The sequence below is a fragment of the Vibrio sp. 1751 genome (genome assembly GCF_033339895.1).
GTDB classification, from domain to species: domain Bacteria; phylum Pseudomonadota; class Gammaproteobacteria; order Enterobacterales; family Vibrionaceae; genus Vibrio; species Vibrio alginolyticus.
In genome coordinates, this window is the sequence record NZ_JAWOVM010000001.1 from 126,827 (window position 1) to 145,183 (window position 18,357).

15 protein-coding genes are annotated in these 18,357 nt (G+C 47.8%); 6 read left to right on the forward strand and 9 right to left on the reverse strand.

Going from position 1 to position 18,357, the window contains the following annotated elements; translation table 11 throughout:
- Window positions 1-19 precede the first annotated feature (19 nt).
- Together R7041_RS00565 and R7041_RS00570 are read right to left on the reverse strand one after the other, a co-directional pair.
- The gene (locus R7041_RS00565; RefSeq protein ID WP_017634263.1) at window positions 20-1,513 is read right to left on the reverse strand and encodes a CoA-acylating methylmalonate-semialdehyde dehydrogenase; all 1,494 of its coding nucleotides are present in this window, start codon (window positions 1,511-1,513) and stop codon (window positions 20-22) included.
- 23 nt (window positions 1,514-1,536) lie between these two features.
- Window positions 1,537-2,748 carry a thiolase family protein gene (locus tag R7041_RS00570; protein ID WP_053303721.1) on the reverse strand — a complete coding sequence of 404 codons (1,212 nt, stop codon included), beginning with the start codon at window positions 2,746-2,748 and terminating at the stop codon, window positions 1,537-1,539.
- Window positions 2,749-3,023: 275 nt separating this feature from the next.
- Here R7041_RS00570 and R7041_RS00575 point away from each other — a divergent pair, with 275 nt between their 5' ends.
- From R7041_RS00575 to R7041_RS00595, 5 genes are all read left to right on the forward strand, one after another.
- On the forward strand, window positions 3,024-3,398 hold the full coding sequence (locus R7041_RS00575) for a MerR family transcriptional regulator (RefSeq protein ID WP_017821195.1): 375 nt from the start codon (window positions 3,024-3,026) through the stop codon (window positions 3,396-3,398).
- 66 nt (window positions 3,399-3,464) lie between these two features.
- Window positions 3,465-4,634, forward strand: coding sequence for an isovaleryl-CoA dehydrogenase (locus tag R7041_RS00580; RefSeq protein ID WP_017634265.1), 1,170 nt, complete (start codon window positions 3,465-3,467; stop codon window positions 4,632-4,634).
- 25 nt (window positions 4,635-4,659) lie between these two features.
- Entirely contained in the window at window positions 4,660-6,264 is a 1,605-nt protein-coding gene (locus R7041_RS00585) for a carboxyl transferase domain-containing protein (protein WP_193837738.1), read from the forward strand.
- Between the two features lie 29 nt (window positions 6,265-6,293).
- Window positions 6,294-7,133 (forward strand): enoyl-CoA hydratase-related protein, encoded by an 840-nt coding sequence (locus tag R7041_RS00590; RefSeq protein WP_193837739.1) that lies wholly within the window; start codon window positions 6,294-6,296, stop codon window positions 7,131-7,133.
- A complete protein-coding gene (locus R7041_RS00595) occupies window positions 7,133-8,041 on the forward strand; it encodes a hydroxymethylglutaryl-CoA lyase (protein WP_017634268.1) in 909 nt (302 codons plus the stop codon). The genes R7041_RS00590 and R7041_RS00595 overlap by 1 nt, the downstream gene beginning before the upstream one ends.
- Window positions 8,042-8,087: 46 nt before the next feature.
- On the opposite strand, the gene R7041_RS00600 is transcribed toward R7041_RS00595, so the two are convergent.
- The 4 genes from R7041_RS00600 to R7041_RS00615 all read right to left on the reverse strand — a co-directional run bounded on the left by R7041_RS00600 (window position 8,088) and on the right by R7041_RS00615 (window position 14,106).
- Window positions 8,088-8,966, reverse strand: coding sequence for a DMT family transporter (locus R7041_RS00600; protein ID WP_017634269.1), 879 nt, complete (start codon window positions 8,964-8,966; stop codon window positions 8,088-8,090).
- 215 nt (window positions 8,967-9,181) lie between these two features.
- The gene (locus R7041_RS00605; protein ID WP_206949047.1) at window positions 9,182-12,229 is read right to left on the reverse strand and encodes an FAD-binding and (Fe-S)-binding domain-containing protein; all 3,048 of its coding nucleotides are present in this window, start codon (window positions 12,227-12,229) and stop codon (window positions 9,182-9,184) included.
- A 55-nt stretch (window positions 12,230-12,284) separates the two neighbouring features.
- On the reverse strand, window positions 12,285-13,154 hold the full coding sequence (locus R7041_RS00610; RefSeq protein WP_017634271.1) for an amidohydrolase family protein: 870 nt from the start codon (window positions 13,152-13,154) through the stop codon (window positions 12,285-12,287).
- Between the two features lie 58 nt (window positions 13,155-13,212).
- Complete coding sequence (locus tag R7041_RS00615; RefSeq protein ID WP_005375755.1) at window positions 13,213-14,106, reverse strand: alpha/beta hydrolase; 894 nt, start codon at window positions 14,104-14,106, stop codon at window positions 13,213-13,215.
- A gap of 154 nt (window positions 14,107-14,260) precedes the next feature.
- Between R7041_RS00615 and R7041_RS00620 the strand changes: the two genes are divergently transcribed.
- Window positions 14,261-15,217 carry a GlxA family transcriptional regulator gene (locus R7041_RS00620; protein ID WP_005375751.1) on the forward strand — a complete coding sequence of 319 codons (957 nt, stop codon included), beginning with the start codon at window positions 14,261-14,263 and terminating at the stop codon, window positions 15,215-15,217.
- Window positions 15,218-15,253: 36 nt separating this feature from the next.
- Here R7041_RS00620 and R7041_RS00625 read toward each other — a convergent pair whose 3' ends face one another.
- From R7041_RS00625 to R7041_RS00635, 3 genes are read right to left on the reverse strand one after another with little or no spacing between them, the layout of a single operon-like run.
- A complete protein-coding gene (locus R7041_RS00625; RefSeq protein WP_005375749.1) occupies window positions 15,254-16,603 on the reverse strand; it encodes an MmgE/PrpD family protein in 1,350 nt (449 codons plus the stop codon).
- 14 nt (window positions 16,604-16,617) lie between these two features.
- Window positions 16,618-17,454, reverse strand: coding sequence for a nitrilase-related carbon-nitrogen hydrolase (locus tag R7041_RS00630; RefSeq protein ID WP_005375747.1), 837 nt, complete (start codon window positions 17,452-17,454; stop codon window positions 16,618-16,620).
- Window positions 17,455-17,458: 4 nt separating this feature from the next.
- Complete coding sequence (locus R7041_RS00635) at window positions 17,459-18,340, reverse strand: glycine betaine ABC transporter substrate-binding protein (protein WP_005375745.1); 882 nt, start codon at window positions 18,338-18,340, stop codon at window positions 17,459-17,461.
- Between the last annotated feature and the right edge of the window lie 17 nt (window positions 18,341-18,357).

Genomic DNA, 18,357 nt, shown 5'->3' on the forward strand with positions numbered 1-18,357 from the left:
AAAAGCTCCTTTTATTCACTCAGCGCAGTTGGATGGTCAAATTAGGCCCCGTCGGAATATCGTCATCAAACCAACGTGCCGTCACCGTTTTAGTCTCGGTATAAAAACGTACCGCTTGTTTACCATACGCATGTAAATCACCATAGAAACTGCCTCTCCAACCAGTAAAGGAGAAAAATGGTAAAGGGACTGGAATTGGCACATTAATCCCAACTTGACCGACTTGAATGTCATGCTGATATTTTCTCGCAGCAGCGCCATTAGCGGTAAATATAGAAGTTCCGTTGCCGTAAGGGTTGCGATTCACTAACTCAATGGCCTCTTGCAACGTTTCGACTTCCATACAAACTAAAACAGGGCCAAATATCTCTTGCGTGTAAATCGACATATTCGCTGTTACACCGCTAAACAAGGTTGGGCCAATCCAGTTTCCATCGGGAAAGCCTTCCACTTCACACTGACTGCCATCCAGTTCACACACTGCGCCTTGTTGTTTGCCATCTTCGATTAGGTCCAATACGCGTTGTTTGGCTTGCTCACTGATCAGTGGGCCATAAGCAGCTTGCTCATCGTCCCAAGGCCCTGGGTGTACTTTCGCCATTGCCTGTTTAAGGTCTGTAATCCATTGTTTTGAATCGCCGACAAATACCGCAACAGAAATTGCCATACAACGCTGCCCCGCCGCCCCAACGGAGGACCCCACTAAGTTATTCACCACTTGTTCCTTGTTCGCATCAGGCATGATCACCATGTGATTTTTAGCACCAGCAAAAGCTTGAACGCGTTTAAAGTGTTTCGTACCCGTAGTGTAGATATAACGGGCAACAGGAACCGAGCCAACAAATGACACCGCTCGAATATCAGGATGAGCCAGCAGAAAGTCGACTTGCTCTTTGCGGCCATGAACGATCTGCAACACCCCTTTTGGCGCGCCGGCTTGCTCAAATAGTTCGGCTAAACGAATAGAGGTCAATGGCACTTGTTCGGAGGGTTTGAGCACAAACGTATTGCCCGCAGCGATGGCGATTGGGAACATCCACAACGGAATCATGGCAGGAAAGTTAAACGGCGTGATCCCACAACACACACCTAAGGGCTGAATCATTGAGTAACTATCAATATCCGTGGCAACGTTTTCGACGGTTTCTCCCATCATGTTGCTAGCAATGTTTGCCGCCTGCTCAACCACCTCGATACCACGCCACACATCGCCTTTGGCATCCGCTAAAATCTTACCCGTCTCATGAGAAAGCAGTGTGGCAAGCTCATCATGATGTTCTTTGAGCAAGTGCTGATAGCGAAGCATGACTCTGGCACGCTCGGATACTGCCACTTCCTTCCAAGATTGGAATGTCTCTTTCGCATTATCAATGGCGGCTTCCATCTCGTGCTCTGTGGAACATGGAACGTACGCAATGACATCATTAGTGGCGGGATTGGTTACCTCAACCCAATCCGATGTTTGAGATTCACGAAACTCGCCACCAATAAACAAGGGAACCAAACGAGTCATCATTTACTCCTTTCTGATTTCAATTAAAGCGGTATTTCAATGCCTATCGCCGTGGCTTCTCCACCACCGATACAAAGTGACGCAACACCCCGCATCACTTTTTTGGCTTCGAGATCACCATTGGTGCCTAACGCTTGTAGCTGACGCAAACTGTGAATCAATGTCACCAGAATTCGTGCGCCACTAGCCCCTATCGGATGCCCAAGCGCACAGGCTCCACCTTTAATATTTACTTTGCTCGTATCTAGTCCAAGTTCCGCCACCGCTATTTGTGTCACGACGGCAAAGGCTTCATTGATTTCCCACAGGTCCACTTCATAAATTGACCAATCTAGCTGGAACAGCAGTTGCTCAATTGCGTAGACGGGTGCCAAAGTAAATTCTGCAGGTTTTCTGGCATGTGTAGAGTGCGCCTTGATGATCGCAAGTGGTTTAAGCCCCTGATGACGCGCAGTGTCTTCATCCATAAGCACAAGAGCCGCTGCGCCATCTGAAATGGCACTCGAATTAGCAGCGGTCACCGTACCTTTTTCATCGAATGCAGGTTTGAGTTGAGGAATTTTACCAAGGTCAATCGAGCGTGGGTGCTCATCGTAGTCCAGCACCGCTTGTTCTGACTTGGTATTGAGTGAAACCGGCGAAAGTTCATCGGCAAACAAGCCTCGCTCTTGAGCTTCCAACGCACGTTTTGCCGACATCACGGCCCATTCATCCATTTGCTCTCTGGTGAACTTAAGCCTGTCAGCGACTTGCTGAGCATAAACACCCATTAAGTGCCCTTCGTAAGCATCTTGTAGCCCATCGAGAAACATGTGGTCATACGCAGACTGGTGCCCCATACGCATTCCCTTTCTCGCCTCCCTCAGCAAATACGGCGCATTGGTCATACTTTCCATACCACCAGCAATGGCAGAGCGAATCGTTCCAGCTTTAATGAGATCGTGCGCTAACATGACGCTCTTCATGCCAGAGCCACACACTTTGTTAATGGTGGTGCCCCCTACACCCAAAGGAAGATCTGCCCCCATAGATGCTTGCCTCGCAGGAGCTTGTCCACACCCTGCTGGAAGCACACATCCCATGAACACTTCATCCACCGAAGTCACATTCACTTCGTGCATTGCCGCCTTGATCGCCAGTGCGCCTAATTGAGGAGCAGAGTAAGTTTGCAACTTGCCTTGAAAGCGCCCAATTGGCGTTCTTTTCGCGCTGACAATCCAGATGTCTTTTCCCATGATTCGCATTCCCTTAAGGTATATGTGAACACTTGGCAGACTGATGACACCCTACATAGAATTACTCACCAAGCGCCACACCAGCCTTTATCGCCTTTTTCACTAACAAACTTTCATTCCGCGATTTCTTGACGTTTACGTAAGCATAGCACTAGCCTTTACAATGAGATGAAAAAACACACCAAGCAGACGTTTATATTTCAAAGTTGATGTTCGGCCTTCCCATTTAAGGTTCGATTTCCAGAAACTGGATTTTTATTCGAGGTAAGTATGTTATGGAAAAATACAAGATCAGTGACCTCGCCAAGGAGTTTGATATTACTACTCGCAGTATCCGGTTTTATGAAGACGTGGGTCTGATTGAACCAGAGCGAAAAGGCAATATGCGCGTTTATCAACGCAGGGATAGAATTCGCCTCAAACTGATTTTAAGAGGGAAACGACTCGGTTTTTCGTTGGCAGAAATTCGTGAACTTTTCGAGCTCTACGACATGCAACAAACCGAAGGACAGTTATTGAAAATGCTCAATATCATTGAAGAGAAACAAGCCGTCCTACAGCAACAACTCAACGACATCAGCGTCGTTATGGCAGAGTTGAATGCCGCTAAGGAGCGTTGTATTCAAACACTCAAAAGCAAGCAGACATAAACGCTATACTCAATTAGCAACACCGCTACAGGCTTTTCCACCTTACCTCTGATACCGGGAGACGTTATGAAAAGCACCTATACCCCACTCAATTTCGGACTTGGTGATACCATCGATATGCTCCGAGAACACGTTAATGCCTTTGCTACGGAACATATTGCGCCCATCGCCGCTGAGATAGACCGCGATAACCAGTTCCCGAATCATTTATGGCCTTTGTTCGGAGAAATGGGGTTGCTTGGTGTGACCGTCGATGAAGAGCTTGGTGGTGCAGGCATGGGATACCTCGCTCACGTTGTTGCCATGGAAGAAATCAGCCGTGCCTCTGCATCTGTCGCTTTAAGCTACGGCGCTCATTCTAACCTGTGCGTCAACCAAATCTTTCGTAACGGTACGCCTTCTCAACGCGAAAAATACCTTCCAAAACTCATTGATGGTACGCACGTTGGCGCCCTAGCGATGAGTGAGCCCAATGCCGGTTCAGACGTGATAAGCATGCAACTGAAAGCGGAGAACAAGGGCGACCATTTTGTACTGAATGGCAACAAAATGTGGATAACAAACGGGCCCGATGCTGACGTAGTGGTGCTTTACGCTAAAACGGATGTCAGCGCAGGTTCACGTGGCATTACCGCATTCATTATTGAACGTAACTTCACAGGTTTCACTCATGCTCAAAAGCTGGACAAACTAGGCATGAGAGGCTCGAATACTTGCGAACTTGTATTTAACCATTGCGTAGTGCCAAAAGAGAATATTCTTGGCGAGTTGAATCAAGGCGTCGAGGTGTTAATGAGTGGGCTGGATTACGAGCGCGTCGTCCTCGCTGCCGGACCACTCGGGATAATGCAAGCTTGCATGGACATTGTGGTCCCGTACGTACATGAACGAGAGCAGTTTGGAAAACCCATTGGCGAGTTTCAGTTAGTTCAGGGCAAGATCGCCGATATGTACTCTCGAATGAGTGCAGCAAAAGCGTATGTATATACCGTCGCAGCGGCTTGTGATCGAGGTAACGCAACACGCAAAGACGCCGCTGGCGCGATTTTGTACAGTGCAGAACTCGCCACACAAATGGCACTCGATGCAATACAACTGCTCGGTGGGAATGGCTACATCAATGAATACCCTGCTGGTCGTTTGCTACGTGATGCAAAGCTTTATGAAATCGGCGCGGGTACCTCAGAGATTCGCCGCATGTTAATAGGCCGAGAGCTGTTCGAAGAATCTCGCTAACGGAACATACGACAAGGAAGTCATTATGGCCATTATCAAAAGTAAAACTAAGCCAACTGACGAGTTATTTCTTTCCAATAAAGCCGTGATGGAAACGTTGGTCACTCAACTGAATCAACACATCGATACCATCAAACTGGGAGGCGGTGAAAAAGCCATTCAGCACCAGAGGCAAAAAGGAAAACTCCCCGCCCGAGAACGCATCGCGCGCTTGCTTGATGACAACACTGACTTTCTTGAAATCAGCCAGTTTGCCGCCTGGCAGGTGTATGACGAAGAGATCCCCTGCGCTGGTGTTATCGCCGGCATTGGTATCATAGAGGGGATTCAATGCATGGTCATCGCCAACGATGCTTCGGTAAAAGGTGGAACCTACTACCCACTCTCGGTAAAAAAACACCTAAGAGCGCAAGAGATTGCCCAACGTTGCCAACTCCCCTGCGTGTACTTGGTGGACTCCGGTGGCGCAAATCTCCCTCATCAGTCCGACGTCTTCCCCGACAAAGAACACTTTGGTCGCATTTTCTTTAACCAAGCGAGAATGTCAGCGAAAGGCATTCCCCAAGTTGCTGTTGTGATGGGGCTTTGCACTGCTGGGGGCGCGTACGTTCCTGCCATGGCGGATGTGTCCATTATGGTTAAAGAGCAAGGCACCATTTTTTTGGCGGGGCCACCTTTGGTGAAAGCGGCCACTGGCGAAGTCGTGACGGGTGAAGAGCTCGGCGGTGCAGACGTGCATTGTCGAAAATCTGGTGTCGCAGATTATTACGCTGAAAATGATGAACATGCCCTAATGCTTGCGAGAGAAGCCATTGCCAATGCCAATAGAACAAGACCTGTTAAGCCAGAAAACACCGTGCTTCCTCCCCGCTACGACGCAGAAGAAATCTACGGAATAGTGAATGCCAACTTACGACTGTCATTCGACGTTCGAGAAATTATTGCCCGCATCGTCGATGATTCTGATTTCGACGAATTCAAAGCCTTGTATGGCAGAACGCTAGTGTGTGGCTTCGCTCGTATTCAAGGACATTTGATTGGTATTGTGGCAAACAACGGTATCTTGTTTTCTGAATCGGCACAAAAAGGCGCGCACTTTATTGAGCTGTGCGCCAAACGGAAAACACCGCTTCTCTTTCTCCAAAACATTACCGGCTTTATGGTCGGAAAAAAGGTTGAAGAAGAAGGCATCGCAAAACATGGCGCCAAGCTAGTGATGGCCGTCGCTTGTGCTGACGTGCCGAAGTTTACCGTGATCATCGGTGGATCGTACGGCGCTGGTAATTACGGCATGTGCGGCCGAGCGTATGATCCAACCATGATGTGGATGTGGCCGAACGCGCGTATTTCTGTGATGGGCGGAGAACAAGCGGCAGGCGTCTTAACACAAGTTCGAAAAGACGCGAAGGAACGCCAGGGAGAAGCGTGGTCAGAGCAAGAAGAACACACTTTTAGAGAATCGATCATAGACTTGTATGAAACACAAGGACATCCCTATTTTGCGAGCGCTCGGCTATGGGATGACGGAATTATTGACCCTAAAAAAACGCGTCAGGTGTTGAGTCATGCGCTAACGGCAGCATTAAATGCCCCCATTCCTGATAGCGAGTTTGGCGTCTTCAGAATGTAAATATCCAAAGATGAATTAAGGAAGTTAGTATGCAGGAAATGCAACCAAGCATTATTCCCAACGCCCAAAGGCAAGATGATGTTCTTTGGCATGTCGATGACAATGGCGTAGCGACCATCACTCTAAACAGAACAGCCAAGCACAATGCTTTTGACGCTTGTACGATCGACTTGCTGATCCACCGCCTAGATTATCTCGCTTTACGAACGGATGTGCGGTGCTTGGTATTAAGAAGTAACGGCAAGCACTTTTCATCCGGGGCCGATTTGAATTGGATGCAGTCGATGGCCGACAGCACGAGGCAAGATAACTTCGTTGATGCCCAAAACTTGGCAAGACTCATGGAAACATTAGATTCGTTCCCTCAACCCACCATCGCAGTTGTTCAAGGTTCCGCTTATGGTGGTGCTTTAGGGTTGATTTGTTGTAGTGATATCGCCATCGCAAGCCAAAGTGCCAACTTTTGCTTAAGTGAAGTTAAGCTTGGTTTAATTCCAGCGACCATTGCGCCTTACGTCATGCGCGCGATGGGGAATAGACAAGCTAGACGCTATATCTTAAGTGGTGAAGTCATTTCAGCCGAGGATGCCGAACGGTTTGGTATTGTGCACGAAGTGAAAGAAGCCAAACAACTTGAAAATGCGGTCGATAGCGTGATCAAGACGTTACTACTTAATAGCCCAGATGCGATGCGTAAAGCGAAAACGCTCTGTCACCAATGTCATCAAAACCCCATCGATCAACAACTGATTCACTATACTAGCAAGCTCATTGCGGACATTAGGGTATCGCCACAAGGCCAAGATGGCTTGCAAGCGTTTCTTGAAAAACGAAGCCCAAGTTGGGTAACCAAATCACAGGACAAGTAATGCTGCCTTCCAAAGTAAATATTGTCGAAGTAGGTCCACGAGATGGATTGCAAAATGAATCTCCTGTTGCGACCCAGACTAAAATCCGGTTGATCAACTTACTCTCTGATACTGGGCTAACGCATATTGAGGCGGGCTCTTTTGTTTCGCCCAAATGGGTGCCACAAATGGCGGACTCAACAGAGGTCATGAAAGCAATAACAAGGCGAAATCATGTTACTTATTCTGCCCTGACACCAAACCTAAAAGGCTTCGAACAAGCCTTGGAGGCTGGTGCCAATCAGGTCGCGATTTTCACTTCATCATCAGAAGGATTCTGCCAACACAATATCAATTGCTCGATTGCAGAAAGCCTAACTCGCTTCGAACCTGTAATGCGATTAGCCACCAAACACGGCATCCCTGTTCGTGGCTATCTATCCTGCGTTGCCGACTGCCCTTACGATGGCCCGACAGCCCCTAAACAAGTGGCGAGCGTGGTCAAATCACTCATCGATTTAGGGTGTTATGAGGTGTCTCTAGGCGACACAATCGGTACAGGCACGCCAAACCGTATCGCTGCTATGCTGGAAGCCGTCATGTTGGTTGCACCTCTTCGCCAGCTTGCTGTCCATTTCCACGACACATGGGGACAAGCTCTCACCAACATTTATCAGGCACTGAGTATGGGCATCAATACCATCGACAGTAGTGTAGCTGGGCTGGGTGGATGCCCATACGCTCAAGGCGCATCAGGAAATGTCGCAACGGAGGATGTACTGTATTTGTGCCAAGGGTTAGGAATAGAAACAGGGATCGACTTAGAGCTACTGGCTAAAGCTGGCTGGATGATCAGCGAAGAGCTGGGTCGACAGCCTACATCAAAAGTGTCATTAGCATTGCGTAACCGCGTATTATCACTTTCGTAGAAGGCCATCCGGCACCTCAAATTCTCCCAACCCAAATTAATTTGCTCTACTTTCGGGTAGGGAAGCGAAACCGCCCGCCAGTACGATAAATAATTAGAGAAAATAAGATAAGCACACAACCTACTAGTTTATTTGCCGTTAGTACTTCGCCATACCACAGCACGCTCAGAATAACCGTCCAAACTGGTTCTAATATCATAATTAGAGCAGCGTTACCTGCCTGAACAAATTTTTGCCCCATGGTTTGCATTACGTAACGCAAGCTCGTCGCTAATAAGGTACTCAACGCAAACCACCACCAAATAGAGGAGTCCACCTCTACCGGGAAAGATTCCATAAAAAATGAAACCAACAAACCTAAACAACCTGCTGAAAAAAGTTGCACGCAAGTAAGCAGCAGCACAGGTAGTTTTTGAGAGTATTTGCTGTTCACATTAAAATGAAGCGCCAAAACCAGTGCTGCACCAAGAAACCACAATTGACTGGCCGATTGTTTCCAGCCACCAACTAAAGAAAGACAAGCAAGACCTAATACAGCGATAGGCAAAGAAAGCCAGAAAATTCGTTGTGGTCGTTGACGAAACATAACCCATGCAACAATCGGCACAAACAGCATGGAAAGGCTCATGATAAATGCGCCTTCCCCGAGAGTATCACTGATAGAAATAGCGTAAATCCATGTCATAACGGCACTGCCTAACAGGAGCCCGACACCACCAGCAGAAAGCACATCTTTTAAGTTTGCTTTCAGCAAAGGTCGGTAACATAGAGGCAGTAAGCAGAGCGAAGCGATAGTAAATCGCGCCCCAATAAAGCCAAAAGGTGGTAAACCCTGTATTGTTTCCTTAGAGAATATCCAGCCAAGTGCCGCGATCATCGTCGTCGCAACCAGAATAACCGTCGCTTTGCGTTCTGAGTTAAACATAAGTACTCACAAAATATGGAACACACAATAGCGCAGCAAGAGAGTTTTACTGCGCTATTGTGTAAATTTGAAAGGGGTTTGTGTCGAGCGAAAAAGTGAAAGCCCGATCCTCTCCTGTATTGTTGTCACGCAGATTGAAGTTCTGCTTCTAGATACATTAAATGCAGGCAAAGTCTTAAGGCAAGCCTTTTCGCATACTAAATTACTTTAGCATTCTATACAGCAAGCAAACTGGCTAAAACCTGTACCGGGTGTCGAACTACCTCCCCTTCAAAACGCTTAACTTGACTGCGGCAGGAGTACCCCGTGGCTAACACACGCTCAGTGGGCAGGTTCTTTATATTCAGTTTCCAACTAAGCTGATATATAGCTTCAGACGTACTTTTCTTATCCACTTCATGTCCGAATGTCCCAGCCATGCCACAACATCCCGTAGGTATGACTTGCAGATTTAAGCCAAAGTGCTGAAAAATAGACTGCCAAGATTTCTCAGTCTCCGGTATTTTGGTCTTTTCTGTGCAATGCGCCATCAAATACCAAGGCTCTTCATCTGATGCGCGTACAGCTGGCCATTCGTTGAGTGTATCCACCAGCCATTCATGAGCCGTATAAACTGTAAATTCGCCCCGCTTTTCTTTTAGAACCTGATGGTATTCATCACGATAACAAAGCACTAAGGCTGCATCGATACCGATCATAGGAATTTCAAGCTCAGCAACTTGTTTGAGAAAATCCGAGGTGTTTTGTGCATTTCTGGCGAATGCCTTAAGGAAACCTTTTACATGTTGAGCTTTCCCATTGGGTTTGAAAGGCAGAACAACAGGGTGTTTCCCTAACCGCTGCAATAACTGAATAAAGTCCGCAACCAACTCGGCTTCATAAAAGCTGGTAAATGGATCTTGAACAATCAAGACGTAATTTTGCTTCACTTCTGGGGAAAGCGATTCTAGATACACAAAGTCAAACGGGCTCACTCCAAGTGCCTGACATCGACTTTGCAACGTAGGGATCGATAGCACTGGCGAATCAATAAAACCGATGGATGTCTCTAATACTTGCGTAACAGGCCTACTAGATGCAATTTGATTAACCAGCTTGGGAGCTTTTGCCATAATCGGCAGCAGTTGCTCAATATTCGACACCAGATAGTCGCGCAGAGGTCTGCGATAACGCGAGTGATAGACGTGTAAAAAACGTGCTCTAAAATCAGGCACATCAACTTTAACAGGACACTGACTCGCACACGCTTTGCACGCTAGACAGCCATTCATCACCTCATAAACTTCATGCGATAGGTCGTCAGATATGGGGCGAGATATCAACTTACTCAGCTTCTGAGTCAAAAGCTTAACCGATAATGTTTGATTGAGAAGCTGTTGTTCGTTAGCGAGCAAATCGAAATCACTATCATTAAGGCGACGCAGCCATTCACGCATTATCCCAGCCCTCCCTTTCGGAGAGTGGCGACGATCGGCTGTTACTTTAAATGATGGACACATTGGGCTATCAGCATCGTAATTAAAACATAGCCCATTGCCATTGCAAGACAGCACGGGCTTAAGCGACTCTCGGACTTCTACGGGGATCTGACGATCATAGTAGCCACGCTTGGTCGCTGTGACTTTTACCATTTCAGCGTCGCTATTCAGTGGTGTGCAAATCTTGCCCGGATTCATTTTATTGTCGGGGTCAAACGCCGCTTTAATACGCCTTAATTCAGTAAAGAGCTCATCACCAAAGAAGGCTGGTCCATATTCTGAGCGATATCCTTTACCGTGCTCTCCCCACATTAAACCATTATATTTTGCCACCAGCGCGACCACATCATCGGACAGTTGATGCATCAACGCTTCTTGCTCGGGGTCACACATATCGAGCGCAGGACGCACGTGAAGGACGCCAGCATCCACGTGCCCAAACATGCCATAATGCAGGTTATTGTCGTCCAGCAACGTACGAAATTCCTCGATAAAGTCCGCTAAATTTTCAGGCGGCACACAGGTATCTTCCGCGAATGCAATCGGCTTTGCCTGACCTTTGGTCGCGCCAAGCAGCCCAACCGCTTTCTTGCGCATGCCATAAATGGCCTGGATGTCTTGGGGTTCACGACAGACTTGATAACCGATGATACCACTGCGTCGATGAACGATTTCTTTATCAAGAATTAAAAGTAAGCGTTCAACTTTATCCTCAATATCATCGCTTTGACTGCCTGCGAACTCGACAAAGTTAATCCCTTGCATCTGTTTGCCCTGCACATCTGAGATCGCGTGTTTTACCGAGTGCCAGACAATGTCTTCTCTTGCAAGGTTGACTACTTTTGCATCGACTGTCTCAACCGATAGCGCCTCTGCTTCGACCATCAAGGGAGCATTTCGCAATGCAGAATCAAAACTATCGTATTTAACGTTCACTAACCGTCGCGTAGTAGGTATTCGCGTAAGATTGAGCTTGGCTTCAGTAATAAAAGCTAACGTACCTTCAGAGCCACATAATATTCTCGTGACGTCAAACTCTTCACTCTTGTCGTTGATGGCATTTTTTAGGTCATAACCAGTAAGAAAGCGATTCAGAGGAGGAAACTTATCCAGAATCTGTTGACGCTTGTCTCGACAAACTTCCTCCGTAATTTTTAACGCTCGCGATACTACATCACAGTTTAACCGTTTGTTTTGTTGAATTGCTTCGGTATCGAGCACCGAGCCATCTGCCAATACGGCTTTGAGCTCCAACACATGATCCGAGGTTTTACCATATTGCAAAGAGCCTTGGCCTGATGCATCAGTATTAATCATCCCACCTAATGTTGCGCGGTTGCTGGTCGACAGATCTGGCGAGAAGAAATAACCATAAGGGCGAACGATGTCGTTGAGTTGATCTTTGACTATCCCAGTTTCCACTCTCACCCAACCTTCCTGCTCGTTAATCTCTAACACTCGATTCATGTAGCGAGACAGGTCAACCACGATCCCCGAGTTCAATGATTGTCCGTTGGTGCCCGTTCCGCCTCCTCTGGGCGAAAAGGTCAAGTGTTTAAATTCATCACGAGCACTGACCTTGCCAAGTATTACCACATCATGATGGTTGGCAGGAAAGACGACCGACAACGGAAGTTGCTGGTAGACGCTGTTGTCAGTCGCCATACTCAATCGAGTGGTATAGCGAGCATCAGTATCCCCCTTGAAACCAAGCTGTTTAAGGGTGTTAAAGAACTTGATAACCACAGGATCAGAGGAAACCTGTAGCGGAAGTGCAGGAAGCATAATTTGAATCAGTGCCTTACGGTTGTCTTTTTAGGTTCATAACATGAATGTGGAGTTAAAAGCGGTAGAGGCGCTTGGGGTTATCGACCAGAATCTTGCTAAACAGTGTCGTATCTTGCGTCCAGTGCCACAAGGTATCTAATAGCTGGCCATCATTTGGCATCTCAGCAGCAAAACATGGATGAGGCCAATCCGAGCCCCAGACGCATTGCTCTTCATTCGCTTCTAACAAAGCTTGAGCAAACGAAGAAACGTCATCATAAGGCGGAGATTGAAGCGACAAACGATACGGTGCCGACAATTTTGTCCACACTTTCCCTTCGGCCTTAAGCTTCAATAAGGTTTGAAAACCAGGATGATAAATCAGCTTGTTTGTTGGCATATGTCCAAGATGATCAATCACTACGGGCACGGGTAAAGCCCTTAATCGCTGATATAAGTCATCAAACTGCGAAACATCAATTAAGCATTGAAGGTGCCAGTGTCGCTCTGCAAGGCGAGCCGCTAAACGTTCAACATCACGCCACTCAATACCACCTTTAAACAGCAGGTTCATCCGCACCCCACAAAATCCGGCTTCTTGTAGCTCATCCAGCGTTTGCTCGGACACATCCGCATCCACGACCGCGACGCCTTTGTAGTCGTAACCTTGCTGGCGTAAATACCGTAATGTATCAAGATGCAACTGGTTGTCATTGCCATACACACTCGGCTGAACCAGCACGCCATGACGGATGCCTAATTGCTGGTGCAAATGCAGGTACGCGCCGACGCTGGCATCGGGTGGCGTGTAGGTTCGCGTTTCACAGTACGGATAACGTGAAGAAAAAACGTGGGCATGACAATCAACCGCGCCTTCAGGAATCGCGATTGTTGGTTTATTTACAAATGGGTCCGCCGCTTCACAAAATGGAATTATGCTCATCGAAAATCATCCTGTCAGAAAGGTAGAGGTGCCATCAACGAAAGCACCTCTTGAAGACTTAACTGAAGTTCTCACTCAACCAGTTCGCGATCACGCCAGAGAACTGAATAAACTTAGGATCGTCGTCCAACATCCACTCGGTGTGACCACCTTCAGGCAGTAAGAATAGAGATTTCGGCCCAGGGTATTTCGCGTACAGCGACTTTGCTTCGGTCACTGGGTGAAGATCGTTTTCTGCACCGTGCGCAATCAAGATTGGCGCGTCTGCAAATCGCTCGTCCAGTAGGGCTTCCGGTTTGAAATTGATGAGAGAATCCGCAAAATCCAGATCAGATGTCACGCCGTAGCCCGGTGCTTTGACCAGTTCAGTGAATACATATTCGCGGCTTACTGGGTCAAGCGGGTAGATTTCAAATGGATCAATCCCCTGCTTTTCTCCACCAAGAGCAAGACGTGTACGCTCTTCTAACATAAATTGACGGAACGCTTTCCAACCGTGCTCGCCACGTTGAGCAACCTGAACACGTACCGCATCATAAAAGCCGTTCATGGAGATAAGGCCATCAATCGCATCTTGACAAACTCGGTAAGCATCAAGAATTAATCCACCGGCCATGCCCCAGCCAGCCAGTACGACTTTGCGGCCTTCCTCGTCAGCGCGCTGTTTCACAACCGCAACCGCGTTCGCGATGTCACGTACTTGTTCATCTAGGATAACTCGCTCACGAATACCCTCAGATTCACCAAAGCCACGGTAGTCAAATCCGAATACTGTAAAGCCCTTCGCAGTTAAGGCTCTCGCGTAACGCTCTGGGTGAATATTTTTTTGCCCAGTAAAGCCTGAGCAGACAATAACGATCGGTAAGTCTGGGTTGTTAACGTTCTCGTCAGTAAAGAAAGCGCCATCAAGGCGTAGACCATCACTAATTACTGGGGCTTTTTGTTCAATCATAATTATCTCGTCCAAATGAATGTGTATGCTCGACAAAGAAGTCCTTGTCTTAAGTCACATCATGTTCGAATTTTGATAGCAATAATTTAACAATTGCGACATTCTTATCCAGAAATACGACATAGATGAACTGCCCACTTGGTGACCACAGAGAATGAAAACGACACACACGTATCGCATTGGTTTTTTCCTTATTCCTGATTTTTCGATGCTCTCTTTTTCGGCGGTTATCGAACCTCTTCGAATGGCCAACCGCCTCGCTGGTTGCGATTTGTATCAGTGGGATATTTATGGATTCGAAGATAAAGAAGTGTCGGCCAGTAATGGCGTTTCATTCTCGCCAACACAGTCAGTCAACAACATTGCTCATTTAGACTTGCTGCTGGTTGTGGCAGGTATTGGCGCCCATGTTGCTGCTGCGAGTGGCTCGGTGAATCAGTGGTTAAAGCAAGCGCTTCGTCAAGGCATCGCCGTGGGCTCGACTTCGACAGGCAGCGTATTGTTAGCAAAAGCTGGCCTGTTAAAAAACAAAACGTGTACCGTGCATTGGGAGTCCGCCAACAGCCTGGCAGAGGAGTTTCCAAACATTAACGTGACCAGTGAGTTGTACGAATTCGACCCACGCACACCAACTTGTTCGGGCGGCTTAGCCGGTTTGGATATGATGCTTCATTTAATTACAAACCAACATGGGAGTGACTTGGCGAATCAAGTGGCAGAGCAATGCATTCACCCTGCGATTCGACCCGCGCATGATAAACAGCGGATGTCGTTAATCCGTAAGCACAACATCCGCCACCCGCGCCTGCTCGACGCTGTAGAGATCATGGAAGCCAACATGGAAGAGCCACTAAAGTGCTATGAAATTGGCGAGCAAGTAGGGTTATCGGTCAGGCAGATGGAAAGGTTATTTTTGCAATACTTGCAAGACAAACCAGGCAATTACTACCTTCAATTGCGCTTAGAACGCGCTCAACATTTGTTGTTGCAAACCATGCTGTCCATCACTCAAATCAGCACCGCTTGTGGGTTCAGTTCTACATCGTATTTTGCGCGCTGCTACAAAAAACGCTATGAAAAAACGCCGCGTGAAGAGCGACGTTTAGCTTAAGATTGAGTAAGAGAAAGGAGTTCGATCTCTTCGATCTCATCGTGATGTGTCAGACGGCTTATCGGACAACGTGCCTTGGTAAAGCAATGATAGCCAAGCAATTACCTGCTCTTTACTGGCTTTATCAAGTTGCAAACAGCCCTCTTCTATCGCTGACACGTGCGAGGCGGGCAGTTCTTTCTCTGCCAAAGTACGAAACTTACCTCGCATCTCGCCTCGACTGAGCGGATTTTCAGGATTACCTCGCGCAATACAGGGAGGTGAAGTCAGTTTGTCGCCATTTTTCAACGTCACCACGACATGCGCCCAACGTTCGGCTGGAAACTTATCATTGTATGCAGGCTCTTCAATTAACTTCATCCGTTCCGTAAGTGCCAAGCGAGCAGGATCGTTCAGTCCTTTGGTGACGGCTTCTACCGTGACCGTATTATCTATAACCGCACTCGCGACTGAAAATGGCAAACTGTACTGAGCCTGCTCGGTTGTCTCAGGGCGCTTGGTATGCAGGCACACCGCCTGGTGAAAGCTGTGAACTTCGATAAGTTCAATCTCATCAGGTTCTAGTTTATTTTCTTGTTGCAGCGCTCTCACCGCTTCAACCGCGGGTTGAGCCCAACGACAAACCGGATACGGTTTAAAGTATTGCTCCAGGATATACCAGCGCTGCCCTAAATCTGCCCACAAAGCGTGAGTTTGTTGGTCCAGCAGAGTCACGGCTGGCGCGCCAGTAAAGCCCTCTTCTGCCAGCTCTGCACTGGCAAAGCCCGCCATCGCTCCCCAGCCAGAGCCGTCTTTGAGCATGGTTGGATGTTCAATACAACGCATCATTTGACTGCGCGGGCCATAGAACTCGGCAATGCCGAGCGCATGCTCTGTTTGTGCATCCGTTAAGTCTTTTCTTCTTGCAGACACCGCAGCGACGCCCAACGCATTCCAAGCACCAGAAGTATGATAGTCACAAGCGGTTTGATGCAGCGCGATTCCGGCGCGAGTTGCAATTTCGTAGCCAATGATGAGGGACGTTAATAACTCTTCTCCCGTGATCGCTGACTCATGCATACTGGCGAGCAGCCCCGGCAAAACAGCGACGCCAACATGGCCTTTCGTCAGGACTTGGCCGTCGTGCGCGTCCATGCTGTCAATCAACATGCCGCCATATAGAGTCGCCCCACAACCACTGGCCGTGTGATCAGAAAACAGCATCGGCGTATCACCGGCAAACTGCTTCTGCGCGAGTTTAGCTACCATATTTTGCAGTTGCGTCGCTTTACCTGCTGCGGCGACACCCAACAGATCCAAGACGCAATATTTCGCTTGTTCAATAACGTCAGCAGGAAGCTGTTCAAAGGTTAATTCGTGAATAAATCGATGAATAGATTGCATCATCTACTGCTCCAGTTTTAGCGTTTTGCCTTCGACAATAGCGTTGTGATCAATGGTGTATTGCTGTCTCGCACGGTAGGCAGCTCGAACCTGGCTTTATCAATATCGTCCAATGACAAGGTTGCAGTTATCAAGGTTTCACCGTCTTCTGCCTGCGCCAATAGCTCGCCCGTTGGAGACAAAATACAGCTTCCTCCCCAAAACCACGCTTCGCCCTCTGGCCCGTAACGATTAGCCATCAAAACTGGAGTTCCGTAGAGCACCGCATAAAATTTAACGTTAACTAACCAGTTGTCTTCGTTGGAAAAGTCTTTACTGACAATACTGCTGGCCGAGTTGATCGGCGCGAGCAAGATTTCAGGCTTATCGAGTAGCGCGCAATGAACCAAAGGTGGGTTCCATAAATCGGCACAAATTAAAACCGAGCCTCGCCAATTTTCATCAAGACAAACGCTGGTGGTAGCCTCTCCCGAATGAAACCACTTACCCTCTTCAAGCCCACCATAGGTTGGTAAATTGACTTTACGATGCACAGCAACCACCGTACCACCGAGCAACCAAGCCATCGCGTTGTAGTATTCTCCCGGAGCGGCCTGTTCAACAAAGCCGACAATCACGGACATCTGCGGTGCAAGTTGCGCAAGCTCTTTAAGCCGAGCATCATCACGCTTCATGGCAACTTCACGCACAGAGGATTGGAGCTGGTATCCGGTCAAGGAGAGTTCAGGAAACAGCAATAGCTGCGACCCTATGGCCGCAGCTTGCTTTATGTAATCCTGATGAGTATTCAGATTGGCATTCACATCGCCTAACTGGGCGTTGATTTGGGCCACACTGACTTGCAGGATAGTCATGGTATTACCCCAAGTTATGCTCAGATAGGAACTGGCTTGCGACTTCTGAGATCGAACGTCGCTCCACATCAACTTGTTGATTCAATGTCGACATCGTATCGCCATCGATCGCCGCAGAAAGCGCGTTCATTTGCTCGGCAAGGTCTGGGTTCGCATCTAGCGTTTCTTGGCGAACCACAGGAGTGATCGCGTAATCAGGGAAGAACTGTTTGTCATCCGTTAAAACGGTAAAACCAAATGCTTTGATACGACCATCTGTTGCAAATACGAGCGCAGCATCGACTTCTTGCCCTTTTAGCGCATCATAAGTTAACCCAGTATCCATGCGTTTCACTTGGTCTCGTGAAGCTTTGAATTTGTAGGTTTTCTGTAAAGGTCGGAAGCCATCTTTTCGTGCATAGAATTCCGCATTCAAAGCAATGGTCATTGGCGGGTCTTGGCGCATTTGCTCGGCAAACTCGGACAAGGTTGAGATGCCACGTTGTTTCGCATCGTCACTGCGCATAGCGAGCGCGTAGGTGTTGTTCGCTTTTGAAGGGTTAAGCCAAACTAGGCCTTTCTTCGCATCGAGTTCCTTAACGCGTTGATACACTTGCTCTGCTGGGAGCTTGTCTTTGACTTTGTTGTAAATGATCAGTGATGTGCCCGTGTATTCCCAATAAAGATCAATCTGGCCGTTTTCTTGCGCTTTACGCAAAACCGCACTGCCCATGCCCGAACGCTTATCAACGTCGTAGCCTTTTTTGGTTAAATATTGAGACGTGATCTCCGTTAAAAGCTGTTGTTCTGTAAAGTTTTTGCCACCTACGACGATTTCCGCGGATGCGTGAAAACTTGAAAGCAGTACACCAACGGCCAGCAAGCGGCGAGTAATTTGCTTTAACATGTTTGACTCCTGTCTGT